A 12,746-nucleotide genomic window follows, 5' to 3' on the forward strand; every position below is an offset into this window, starting at 1 on the left:
CCGTTGGCGCGGGCGTGGTTGCTAAAGTTCTCGGCTAAGCGCTGATAATATTTGACGCAATGCGCAATAAAAGGGCATCATTTGATGCCCTTTTTGTACGCTTTCGAACCAGAACCTGGCTCATCAGTGATTTTATTAGCCATAATCATTGCTGAGACAGGCTCTGAAGAGGGCGTTTAGTCCGAAACGCAGCACAGCATTTCGGTTTTGGTTGCCTCGCACTCTTGCGGGGCAAAGATGTTTCTCGAATTCTTGTGACAGGTTGGTTTATGAGTGCGAATACCGAAGCTCAAGGGAGCGGGCGCGGCCTGGAAGCGGTAAAGTGGGTGGTTGTCGCCGTGCTGCTGATTGCGGCTGTTGTTGGTAACTACCTCTTTCGCGACGTTACGCTGCCGCTGCGCGCGCTGGGCGTAGTGGTTCTGATTGCTGCAGCGGGCGGTGTTGCGCTGTTGACGACAAAAGGCAAGGCAACGGTCGCCTTTGCCCGCGAAGCGAGAACCGAAGTCCGCAAAGTGATTTGGCCGACCCGCCAGGAAACCTTGCACACCACGCTGATTGTGGCGGCTGTAACCGCCGTTATGTCACTGATCCTGTGGGGGCTGGATGGTATTCTGGTCCGCCTGGTCTCTTTTATCACTGGCCTGAGGTTCTGAGATGTCTGAAGCTCCTAAAAAGCGCTGGTACGTCGTTCAGGCGTTTTCCGGTTTTGAAGGCCGCGTAGCGACTTCCCTGCGCGAGCATATCAAATTACATAACATGGAAGAGCTGTTTGGCGAAGTGATGGTGCCGACCGAAGAAGTGGTTGAAATTCGCGGCGGCCAGCGTCGTAAAAGCGAGCGCAAATTCTTCCCGGGTTATGTTCTGGTACAGATGGTGATGAACGACGCGAGCTGGCACCTGGTGCGCAGCGTTCCGCGCGTTATGGGTTTTATCGGCGGCACGTCTGACCGCCCGGCGCCTATCAGCGATAAAGAAGTTGATGCCATCATGAACCGTCTTCAGCAGGTTGGCGATAAACCGCGTCCGAAGACGCTGTTTGAGCCAGGCGAGATGGTGCGCGTTAACGATGGTCCTTTCGCCGACTTTAACGGCGTGGTGGAAGAAGTGGATTACGAGAAAAGCCGCCTGAAAGTGTCTGTCTCCATCTTTGGCCGCGCAACGCCGGTCGAACTGGATTTCAGCCAGGTCGAAAAAGCGTAATACAGTTTGCAAATTAACCGACATTGTCGGCTTGCATGAGGTGCGGGATTGGCATACAATTTCGCGCCTTTTGTTTTTATGGGCGTTTGCCCGTAAAAAAGTATTTATCACGGGGAGCTTCTTTTTGAAGCGTTAATACCCAACAGAGGAAAATTCAATGGCCAAGAAAGTACAAGCCTACGTGAAGCTGCAGGTTGCAGCGGGTATGGCTAACCCGAGTCCGCCGGTTGGTCCTGCTCTGGGTCAGCAGGGTGTGAACATCATGGAATTCTGTAAAGCGTTTAACGCCAAAACGGATTCCCTGGAAAAAGGTCTGCCGATTCCGGTTGTGATTACCGTTTACGCCGACCGTTCTTTCACCTTCGTTACCAAAACGCCTCCGGCTGCCGTGCTGTTGAAAAAAGCAGCGGGTATCAAGTCTGGTTCCGGCAAACCGAACAAAGACAAAGTGGGTAAAATTTCCCGCGCTCAGTTGCAGGAAATCGCGCAGACTAAAGCCGCGGACATGACGGGTTCCGATATTGAAGCGATGACTCGCTCCATTGAAGGTACCGCTCGTTCCATGGGCCTGGTAGTGGAGGACTAAGACAATGGCTAAACTGACCAAGCGCATGCGTGTGATCCGTGACAAAGTTGATGCAACTAAACAGTACGACATCAGCGAAGCCGTTGCCCTGCTCAAAGAGCTGGCCACTGCTAAATTCGTAGAAAGCGTGGACGTTGCCGTGAACCTCGGCATCGACGCGCGTAAATCTGACCAGAACGTACGTGGCGCTACCGTACTGCCGCACGGCACCGGTCGTTCCGTTCGCGTAGCCGTATTTGCCCAGGGCCCGAACGCGGAAGCGGCAAAAGCGGCTGGCGCTGAGCTGGTAGGTATGGAAGATCTGGCAGAGCAGATCAAAAAAGGCGAAATGAACTTTGACGTTGTTATCGCCTCTCCGGATGCAATGCGCGTTGTTGGCCAACTGGGCCAGGTTCTCGGCCCGCGTGGCCTGATGCCGAACCCGAAAGTGGGCACCGTAACTCCGAACGTTGCTGAAGCGGTTAAAAACGCGAAAGCAGGCCAGGTGCGTTATCGTAACGATAAGAACGGCATCATCCATACCACCATCGGCAAAGTGGATTTCGACGCTGACAAGCTGAAAGAAAACCTGGAAGCGCTGCTGGTTGCGCTGAAAAAAGCAAAACCGTCTGCGGCGAAAGGCGTGTACATCAAGAAAGTTAGCCTCTCTACCACGATGGGCGCCGGCGTTGCCATCGACCAGTCTGGTCTGAGCGCAACAGCGAACTAAGATTCGCTGCTTTACGTGGGCGGTGAATTTGTCTACAATCTTCGCCCACGTTTCTGCTAGTGCAGATGCTGTTCGAGATATTCAGTTTGTGACAAGGCAGCTAACGCCGCCACAGGCTGAATAGCGAAGAATAGAAAGAATTTGTTCGTTGGAGCCTGGCCTATCCAGGCCTCCGTCGAAGACCGCAGGTGTTTCGTTAAGAAGCTTAATTCCCTGCGTAGACGGTGACAGAACGCTGAGATTATTTTTGATACTCTTTGGCTTGTTTCTGCTCACCGTATTAAGACGCTCTTTTTATTAAAAGAGTGAAGTGAGTTCCGGGAATTAACGCCCGGCAAACATCCAGGAGCAAAGCTAATGGCTTTAAATCTTCAAGACAAACAAGCGATTGTTGCTGAAGTCAGCGAAGTAGCCAAAGGCGCGCTGTCTGCAGTGGTCGCGGATTCTCGTGGCGTAACTGTAGATAAAATGACCGAACTGCGTAAAGCAGGTCGTGAAGCGGGCGTATATATGCGTGTTGTTCGCAACACTCTGCTGCGCCGCGTCGTTGAAGGTACTCCTTTTGAGTGCCTGAAAGACACGTTTGTTGGTCCGACCCTGATTGCATACTCTCTGGAACATCCGGGCGCTGCCGCTCGTCTGTTCAAAGAGTTCGCGAAAGCGAATGCAAAATTTGAGGTCAAAGCCGCTGCCTTTGAAGGTGAGCTGATCCCGGCGTCGCAAATCGACCGCCTGGCAACGCTGCCGACTTACGAAGAAGCACTGGCACGTCTGATGTCGACCATGAAAGAAGCCGCTGCCGGCAAACTGGTTCGTACTCTGGCTGCCGTACGCGACGCAAAAGAAGCTGCTTAATCGCACTTATCGTTGCAGCGTACTCGCTACCGTATAAACTTAATTCTGATTTTCAGGAACAATTTAAATGTCTATCACTAAAGATCAAATCATCGAAGCAGTTGCCGCTATGTCTGTAATGGACGTTGTAGAGCTGGTTTCCGCAATGGAAGAAAAATTCGGCGTTTCTGCTGCTGCCGCTGTTGCTGTGGCTGCTGGCCCGGCTGCCGCTGCTGAAGAAGAAAAAACCGAGTTCGACGTTATTCTGAAATCCGCTGGCGCTAACAAAGTTGCTGTTATCAAAGCAGTACGTGGCGCAACCGGTCTGGGCCTGAAAGAAGCTAAAGATCTGGTAGAATCTGCTCCGGCCGCTCTGAAAGAAGGCGTGAGCAAAGATGACGCTGAAGCTCTGAAAAAATCTCTGGAAGAAGCTGGCGCTGAAGTTGAAGTTAAATAAGCCAGGGCTTCCGGTTGCAGCCTGAGGAATCAGGCTGATGGCTGGTGACTTTTTAGTCACCAGCCTTTTTGCGCTGTAAGGCGCCAGTAGCATTTCACACTGTTTTACTGCTGGTTGCTGAACAATGCTTGTTTCTATCGACGCCTTAATATACTGCGACAGAGCGCCAGCTTTGGGTAAATCGCAATGAAATGATTTAAGAGTGATAGAAACAGGCATTGCGGAAAGTGTCCCATTTTCCGGTCAACAAAATGGTGTTGCATAATCTGCCTTCCCTACAGGCAGCGTGGGTCGACTTGTCAGCGAGCTGAGGAACCCTAATGGTTTACTCCTATACCGAGAAAAAACGTATTCGTAAGGATTTTGGCAAACGTCCGCAGGTGCTGGATGTCCCATATCTCCTTTCTATCCAGCTTGACTCGTTTCAGAAGTTTATCGAGCAAGATCCGGAAGGCCAGTACGGTCTGGAAGCGGCATTCCGTTCCGTATTCCCGATTCAGAGCTACAGCGGTAATTCTGAGCTACAGTACGTCAGCTACCGCCTTGGTGAACCTGTATTTGATGTTAAAGAATGCCAGATTCGCGGGGTGACCTATTCGGCGCCGCTGCGTGTAAAACTGCGTCTGGTTATCTACGAGCGCGAAGCGCCGGAAGGCACCGTTAAGGACATCAAAGAGCAGGAAGTGTACATGGGCGAAATCCCGCTCATGACGGATAACGGTACTTTTGTTATCAACGGCACCGAGCGTGTTATCGTTTCTCAGCTACACCGTAGCCCGGGCGTCTTCTTTGACAGCGATAAGGGTAAAACCCACTCGTCTGGTAAAGTGCTGTATAACGCACGCATTATTCCTTATCGTGGTTCCTGGCTGGATTTTGAATTCGATCCGAAAGATAACCTGTTTGTCCGTATCGACCGCCGCCGTAAACTGCCGGCGTCCATCATTCTGCGCGCGCTGAATTACACTTCCGACCAGATCCTCGATCTGTTCTTCGAGAAAGTCATTTTTGAAATTCGCGATAACAAGCTGCAGATGGAGCTGGTGCCGGAGCGTCTGCGTGGCGAAACCGCCTCCTTCGATATTGAAGCCGACGGCAAAGTTTACGTTGAAAAAGGCCGCCGCATCACCGCGCGTCATATCCGCCAACTGGAAAAAGACGACGTTAAGCATATTGAAGTGCCGGTTGAGTACATCGCGGGCAAAGTGGCCGCGCGGGACTACATTGATGAATCTACCGGTGAACTGATTTGCCCGGCAAACATGGAGCTGTCGCTGGATCTGCTGGCTAAGCTGAGCCAGTCAGGCCATAAGCGTATTGAAACCCTGTTTACCAATGACCTTGACCACGGTCCATACATTTCTGAAACGCTGCGTATCGATCCGACTACCGATCGTCTGAGCGCGCTGGTTGAAATCTATCGCATGATGCGACCGGGCGAACCGCCGACGCGTGAAGCGGCTGAGAGCCTGTTTGAAAACCTGTTCTTCTCTGAAGACCGTTACGACCTGTCTGCGGTTGGTCGTATGAAATTCAACCGTTCGCTGCTGCGTGACGAAGTGGAAGGTTCCGGCATTCTGAGCAAAGAAGACATCATCGATGTCATGAAAAAGCTCATCGATATCCGTAACGGTAAAGGCGAAGTGGACGATATCGACCACCTCGGCAACCGTCGTATTCGCTCCGTGGGCGAAATGGCGGAAAATCAGTTCCGCGTGGGCCTGGTGCGCGTAGAGCGCGCGGTGAAAGAGCGCCTTTCTTTAGGCGATCTGGATACCCTGATGCCGCAGGACATGATAAATGCTAAGCCGATTTCCGCTGCGGTGAAGGAGTTCTTCGGTTCCAGCCAGCTCTCTCAGTTTATGGACCAGAACAACCCGCTGTCTGAAATCACGCACAAGCGCCGTATCTCCGCACTCGGCCCGGGCGGTCTGACCCGCGAGCGTGCAGGCTTTGAGGTTCGAGACGTTCACCCGACCCACTACGGTCGCGTATGTCCTATCGAAACGCCGGAAGGGCCGAACATCGGTCTGATTAACTCACTGTCGGTATACGCACAGACCAACGAATACGGCTTTCTTGAAACGCCGTATCGTAAAGTGACCGACGGCGCGGTGACCGATGAGATTCATTACCTTTCCGCTATTGAAGAAGGCAACTACGTTATCGCCCAGGCGAACACCAACCTGGATGATAACGGCCGCTTCGTTGACGATCTGGTGACCTGCCGTAACAAAGGCGAGTCCAGCCTGTTCAGCGCCGATCAGGTTGACTATATGGACGTTTCCACCCAGCAGGTGGTGTCGGTTGGCGCGTCCCTGATCCCGTTCCTTGAGCACGATGACGCAAACCGCGCATTGATGGGAGCGAACATGCAACGTCAGGCGGTGCCGACCCTGCGCGCGGATAAGCCGCTGGTTGGTACCGGTATGGAACGCGCCGTTGCCGTTGACTCCGGCGTAACCGCCGTGGCTAAACGCGGCGGCACCGTTCAGTACGTGGATGCGTCCCGTATCGTTATCAAAGTTAACGAAGACGAGATGTATCCGGGCGAAGCGGGCATTGATATCTATAACCTGACCAAATACACCCGCTCTAACCAGAATACCTGCATCAATCAGATGCCGTGCGTATCTCTGGGCGAGCCGGTAGAGCGCGGCGACGTGCTGGCAGACGGTCCGTCCACCGATCTGGGCGAACTGGCGCTGGGTCAGAACATGCGCGTGGCGTTCATGCCGTGGAACGGCTATAACTTCGAGGACTCCATTCTCGTTTCCGAGCGCGTGGTGCAGGAAGACCGCTTCACCACTATCCACATTCAGGAACTGGCGTGCGTGTCCCGTGACACCAAGCTGGGGCCGGAAGAGATCACCGCTGACATCCCGAACGTAGGCGAGGCCGCGCTCTCCAAGCTGGATGAGTCCGGCATCGTGTATATCGGCGCGGAAGTGACCGGCGGCGACATCCTGGTGGGCAAGGTTACGCCGAAGGGCGAAACCCAACTGACGCCGGAAGAGAAGCTGCTGCGCGCCATTTTTGGTGAAAAAGCGTCTGACGTTAAAGACTCCTCCCTGCGTGTGCCCAACGGCGTGTCCGGTACGGTTATCGACGTACAGGTCTTTACCCGCGATGGCGTTGAGAAAGACAAACGCGCGCTGGAAATTGAAGAGATGCAGCTGAAGCAGGCCAAAAAAGACCTGTCTGAAGAACTGCAGATCCTCGAAGCGGGTCTCTTTGGCCGTATCCGCGCGGTGCTGGTCTCCGGTGGCGTTGAAGCGGAGAAGCTCGACAAGCTGCCGCGCGACCGCTGGCTGGAGCTGGGTCTGACTGACGAAGACAAGCAGAATCAGCTAGAGCAACTGGCCGAGCAGTACGATGAACTCAAGCATGAGTTCGAGAAGAAACTCGAAGCCAAGCGCCGTAAAATCACCCAGGGCGACGATCTGGCGCCGGGCGTGCTGAAAATCGTTAAGGTGTACCTGGCCGTTAAGCGTCAGATTCAGCCAGGCGATAAGATGGCAGGCCGTCACGGTAACAAAGGCGTTATCTCCAAGATAAACCCAATCGAAGATATGCCTTATGACGAAAACGGCACCCCGGTTGATATCGTACTCAACCCGCTGGGCGTACCGTCACGTATGAATATCGGTCAGATTCTGGAAACCCACCTGGGGATGGCGGCGAAAGGCATTGGTGAGAAGATCAACGCCATGCTCAAGCAGCAGCAGGAGGTCGCCAGACTGCGCGAGTTTATCCAGCGTGCCTACGATCTGGGTACCGACGTGCGTCAGAAAGTTGACCTGAGCGCCTTTAGCGATGAAGAAGTGCTGCGCCTGGCTGAAAACCTGCGTAAAGGCATGCCGATTGCAACGCCGGTATTCGACGGTGCGAAAGAAGCAGAGATCAAAGAGCTTCTGAAGCTTGGCGACCTGCCGACCTCTGGCCAGATTACGCTGTTTGACGGCCGTACCGGCGAACAGTTTGAGCGTCCGGTAACGGTCGGTTACATGTACATGCTCAAACTAAACCACCTGGTCGATGACAAAATGCACGCGCGTTCCACCGGTTCGTACAGCCTCGTTACGCAGCAGCCGCTGGGTGGTAAGGCGCAGTTCGGTGGCCAGCGCTTCGGGGAGATGGAAGTGTGGGCGCTGGAAGCTTACGGCGCCGCCTACACCCTGCAGGAGATGCTGACCGTGAAGTCTGATGATGTGAACGGCCGTACCAAGATGTATAAGAACATCGTTGACGGCAACCATCAGATGGAGCCGGGCATGCCGGAGTCCTTCAACGTATTGTTGAAAGAGATTCGATCGCTGGGTATCAACATCGAACTGGAAGACGAGTAATTCTCGCTCAAACAGGTCACTGCTGCCGGGGTCATGCCCGGCAGCAGAATGTGCTAACTCCGACGGGAGCCAATCCGTGAAAGACTTATTAAAGTTTCTGAAAGCGCAAACTAAAACCGAAGAGTTTGATGCGATCAAAATTGCTCTGGCCTCGCCAGACATGATCCGTTCCTGGTCTTTCGGTGAAGTTAAGAAGCCGGAAACCATTAACTACCGTACGTTCAAGCCGGAACGTGACGGACTGTTCTGCGCGCGTATTTTTGGGCCAGTAAAAGACTACGAGTGCCTGTGCGGTAAATACAAGCGCCTTAAGCACCGCGGCGTTATCTGCGAGAAATGCGGCGTTGAAGTGACCCAGACAAAAGTGCGTCGTGAACGTATGGGCCACATTGAGCTGGCTTGCCCGACTGCGCATATCTGGTTTTTGAAGTCGCTGCCGTCCCGCATCGGCCTACTGCTGGATATGCCGCTGCGCGATATCGAACGCGTGCTGTACTTCGAGTCCTACGTGGTGATTGAAGGCGGGATGACCAACCTTGAGCGCAACCAGATCCTGACCGAAGAACAGTATCTTGACGCGCTGGAAGAGTTTGGCGACGAGTTCGACGCGAAAATGGGCGCCGAAGCTATCCAGGCGCTGTTAAAAAGCATGGATCTGGAGCAGGAGTGCGAAACCCTGCGTGAAGAGCTCAACGAAACCAACTCCGAGACTAAGCGTAAAAAGCTGACCAAGCGTATCAAGCTGCTGGAGGCCTTCGTACAGTCCGGCAACAAGCCGGAGTGGATGATCCTGACCGTGCTGCCGGTGTTGCCGCCGGATCTGCGTCCGCTGGTTCCGCTGGACGGCGGGCGTTTCGCAACCTCAGATCTCAACGATCTGTATCGTCGCGTGATTAACCGTAACAACCGTCTCAAGCGCCTGCTGGATCTGGCCGCGCCGGATATTATCGTGCGCAACGAAAAGCGTATGCTGCAGGAAGCGGTAGACGCCCTGCTGGATAACGGCCGTCGCGGCCGTGCGATCACCGGCTCCAATAAGCGTCCGCTGAAATCTCTGGCTGACATGATCAAAGGTAAGCAGGGTCGTTTCCGTCAGAACCTGCTCGGTAAGCGTGTTGACTACTCCGGTCGTTCTGTTATCACCGTAGGTCCATACCTGCGTTTGCATCAGTGCGGCCTGCCGAAAAAAATGGCGCTGGAGCTGTTCAAGCCGTTCATCTACGGCAAGCTGGAACTGCGAGGGCTGGCCACCACCATCAAAGCCGCCAAGAAAATGGTTGAGCGCGAAGAAGCGGTAGTCTGGGATATCCTGGACGAAGTGATTCGTGAACACCCGGTGCTGCTCAACCGTGCGCCTACGCTGCACCGTCTGGGTATCCAGGCGTTTGAGCCGGTACTGATCGAAGGTAAAGCCATTCAGCTACACCCGCTGGTGTGTGCGGCGTATAACGCCGACTTCGATGGCGACCAGATGGCGGTACACGTGCCGCTGACGCTGGAAGCCCAGCTCGAAGCGCGCGCGCTGATGATGTCGACTAACAACATCCTGTCGCCTGCGAACGGTGAGCCGATTATCGTGCCGTCTCAGGACGTGGTGCTGGGTCTGTACTACATGACCCGCGATAAGATTAACGCTAAAGGCGAAGGCATGGTGCTGACTGGCCCGAAAGAAGCGGAACGTCTGTACCGCTCAGGCCAGGCCGAACTGCACGCGCGCGTAAAAGTGCGTATCACCGAATACGAGAAAGACGCGAACGGCGAGTTTGTCGCTAAAACCAGCCTCGTCGATACCACCGTTGGCCGTGCGATTTTGTGGATGATCGTGCCAAAAGGGCTGCCGTTCTCCATTGTGAACCAGCCGCTCGGCAAAAAAGCTATCTCCCGGATGCTGAACACCTGTTACCGTATCCTTGGCCTGAAGCCGACCGTTATTTTTGCGGACCAGACCATGTATACCGGATTTGCCTATGCAGCGCGTTCAGGCGCTTCTGTCGGTATCGATGACATGGTTATCCCGGAGAAAAAGGCCGAGATCATCGCTGAAGCCGAAGCTGAAGTGGCCGAGATTCAGGAGCAGTTCCAGTCCGGTCTGGTAACCGCAGGCGAGCGCTACAACAAGGTTATCGATATCTGGGCGGCGGCAAACGATCGCGTATCCCGCGCGATGATGGAAAACCTGCAAACGGAAACCGTTATTAACCGTAACGGCGAAGAAGAGCAGCAGGTTTCCTTCAACAGCATCTACATGATGGCCGACTCCGGCGCGCGTGGTTCAGCAGCCCAGATTCGTCAGTTGGCCGGTATGCGTGGCCTGATGGCGAAGCCGGATGGCTCCATCATCGAAACGCCGATCACCGCGAACTTCCGTGAAGGGCTGAACGTACTCCAGTACTTCATCTCAACCCACGGCGCGCGTAAAGGTCTGGCGGATACCGCGCTGAAAACGGCGAACTCCGGTTATCTGACCCGTCGTCTGGTCGATGTGGCGCAGGACCTGGTCGTTACCGAAGACGACTGCGGCACGCTCGAAGGCATCACCATGACTCCGGTTATCGAGGGCGGCGATGTAAAAGAGCCGCTGCGCGATCGCGTTCTGGGCCGCGTCACCGCAGAAGACATCCTGAAGCCGGGCACGGCGGATATCCTGGTGCCGCGCAACACGCTTTTGCACGAGCAGTGGTGTGACCTGCTGGAAGAAAACTCTGTCGACAGCGTGAAAGTGCGCTCTGTCGTATCCTGCGATACCGACTTTGGCGTGTGCGCGCACTGCTACGGTCGCGACCTGGCGCGTGGTCACATCATCAACAAAGGTGAGGCTATCGGCGTTATCGCGGCACAGTCCATCGGTGAGCCGGGTACGCAGCTTACCATGCGTACCTTCCACATCGGTGGCGCGGCATCGCGTGCGGCGGCGGAATCCAGCATCCAGGTGAAAAACAAAGGTAGCATCCGCCTGAGCAATGCGAAGTCGGTTGTGAACTCCAGCGGTAAACTGGTTATCACCTCGCGTAACACCGAACTGAAGCTTATCGACGAATTCGGTCGTACCAAAGAAAGCTATAAAGTGCCGTACGGCTCTGTAATGGCGAAGGGCGATGGCGAACAGGTTGCCGGCGGTGAAACCGTCGCAAACTGGGATCCGCATACCATGCCGGTTATCACCGAAGTGGCGGGTTACGTTCGCTTTACCGATATGATCGACGGTCAGACCATTACGCGTCAGACCGATGAGCTGACCGGCCTGTCTTCGCTGGTGGTACTGGATTCTGCTGAACGTACTGCAGGCGGTAAAGATCTGCGCCCGGCGCTGAAAATCGTTGATGCTAACGGCGACGATGTCATGATCCCTGGCTCCGATATGCCTGCTCAGTACTTCCTGCCGGGTAAAGCGATTGTACAGCTGGAAGATGGCGTACAGATTAGCTCTGGTGATACCCTGGCGCGTATTCCGCAGGAATCCGGCGGTACTAAGGATATTACCGGTGGTCTGCCGCGCGTTGCGGATCTGTTCGAAGCGCGTCGCCCGAAAGAGCCGGCCATTCTGGCGGAAATCGGCGGTATTGTTTCCTTTGGTAAAGAAACCAAAGGCAAACGCCGCCTGGTTATCTCGCCGATAGACGGCAGCGATGCTTACGAAGAGATGATTCCGAAGTGGCGTCAGCTCAACGTGTTCGAAGGCGAACGCGTTGAACGTGGCGACGTTATCTCCGATGGCCCGGAAGCGCCGCACGACATTCTGCGTTTGCGCGGCGTGCATGCGGTGACTCGTTACATCGTTAACGAAGTCCAGGACGTTTACCGTCTGCAGGGCGTTAAGATTAACGATAAGCACATCGAAGTTATCGTTCGTCAGATGCTGCGTAAAGCCACTATCATGAACGCGGGAAGCTCCGAGTTCCTGGAAGGCGAGCAGGTGGAATACTCACGCGTCAAGATTGCAAACCGCGAGCTGGAAGCGAACGGCAAAGTTGGCGCAACCTATATGCGTGACTTGCTGGGTATCACCAAGGCGTCTCTGGCGACCGAGTCCTTCATCTCTGCGGCCTCGTTCCAGGAGACCACTCGCGTGCTGACCGAAGCAGCCGTTGCGGGCAAACGCGATGAACTGCGCGGCCTGAAAGAGAACGTTATTGTGGGACGTCTGATCCCGGCCGGTACGGGTTATGCGTACCACCAGGACAGAATGCGTCGCCGTGCCGCGGGCGAAACGCCGGTAACGCCGCAGGTGAGCGCAGAGGAAGCATCCGCTTCTCTGGCGGAACTGCTGAATGCGGGGCTGGGCGGTTCCGATAACGAGTAATCGTTGATTCGCGAAGCGCTTAAAAAGCCAGTCGGGTTTCCTGACTGGCTTTTTTTATCCAGTGCGCCGTAAGACCTCGTCCTTCTGCACTGCACCCCAAAAGTTGGACAGCTTGTATCAGGCGGCCGGTCTCCGGTTGTCCGGTAACCTTTTGCGTCATATAGGGAAATTTTGGTTAAGCCCCGGTCGGTGTATGACAGGCCAGTATTTAACCAGAGAAATCAAAAGGAATTGATATGTCACAGCAATACACCAACAGCATCACCGGCGAGGAACTGGCTGCACTGGATAAACCGCAGGAGTACGCCCCG

General features: G+C 54.6%; 8 protein-coding genes. All 8 read left to right on the forward strand.

Annotation, left to right across the window (positions count from 1 at the left end):
• Nucleotides 1-269: 269 nt before the first annotated feature.
• The 8 genes from secE to rpoC all read left to right on the forward strand — a co-directional run bounded on the left by secE (nt 270) and on the right by rpoC (nt 12,435).
• Nucleotides 270-653 carry a preprotein translocase subunit SecE gene (gene secE / locus JJB97_RS16665; RefSeq protein WP_238715192.1) on the forward strand — a complete coding sequence of 128 codons (384 nt, stop codon included), beginning with the start codon at nt 270-272 and terminating at the stop codon, nt 651-653.
• 1 nt (nt 654) lies between these two features.
• Nucleotides 655-1,200, forward strand: coding sequence for a transcription termination/antitermination protein NusG (gene nusG, locus JJB97_RS16670; protein WP_001287521.1), 546 nt, complete (start codon nt 655-657; stop codon nt 1,198-1,200).
• Between the two features lie 157 nt (nt 1,201-1,357).
• Nucleotides 1,358-1,786: a 50S ribosomal protein L11 gene (gene rplK, locus JJB97_RS16675; RefSeq protein ID WP_123350556.1), complete on the forward strand. Its 429-nt coding sequence runs from the start codon at nt 1,358-1,360 to the stop codon at nt 1,784-1,786.
• A gap of 4 nt (nt 1,787-1,790) precedes the next feature.
• Nucleotides 1,791-2,495, forward strand: coding sequence for a 50S ribosomal protein L1 (rplA, locus tag JJB97_RS16680; protein WP_238715194.1), 705 nt, complete (start codon nt 1,791-1,793; stop codon nt 2,493-2,495).
• Nucleotides 2,496-2,852: 357 nt separating this feature from the next.
• Nucleotides 2,853-3,350: a 50S ribosomal protein L10 gene (gene rplJ, locus JJB97_RS16685; protein WP_238715195.1), complete on the forward strand. Its 498-nt coding sequence runs from the start codon at nt 2,853-2,855 to the stop codon at nt 3,348-3,350.
• Between the two features lie 67 nt (nt 3,351-3,417).
• Nucleotides 3,418-3,786 (forward strand): 50S ribosomal protein L7/L12, encoded by a 369-nt coding sequence (gene rplL / locus JJB97_RS16690; protein ID WP_238715197.1) that lies wholly within the window; start codon nt 3,418-3,420, stop codon nt 3,784-3,786.
• A gap of 320 nt (nt 3,787-4,106) precedes the next feature.
• Nucleotides 4,107-8,135, forward strand: a complete 4,029-nt coding sequence (gene rpoB / locus JJB97_RS16695) for a DNA-directed RNA polymerase subunit beta (RefSeq protein WP_238715199.1) — start codon at nt 4,107-4,109, stop codon at nt 8,133-8,135.
• Between the two features lie 76 nt (nt 8,136-8,211).
• A complete protein-coding gene (gene rpoC, locus JJB97_RS16700; protein WP_238715200.1) occupies nt 8,212-12,435 on the forward strand; it encodes a DNA-directed RNA polymerase subunit beta' in 4,224 nt (1,407 codons plus the stop codon).
• Nucleotides 12,436-12,746: the final 311 nt, after the last annotated feature.

Source organism: Tenebrionibacter intestinalis, assembly GCF_016632365.1.
GTDB lineage: Bacteria > Pseudomonadota > Gammaproteobacteria > Enterobacterales > Enterobacteriaceae > Tenebrionibacter > Tenebrionibacter intestinalis.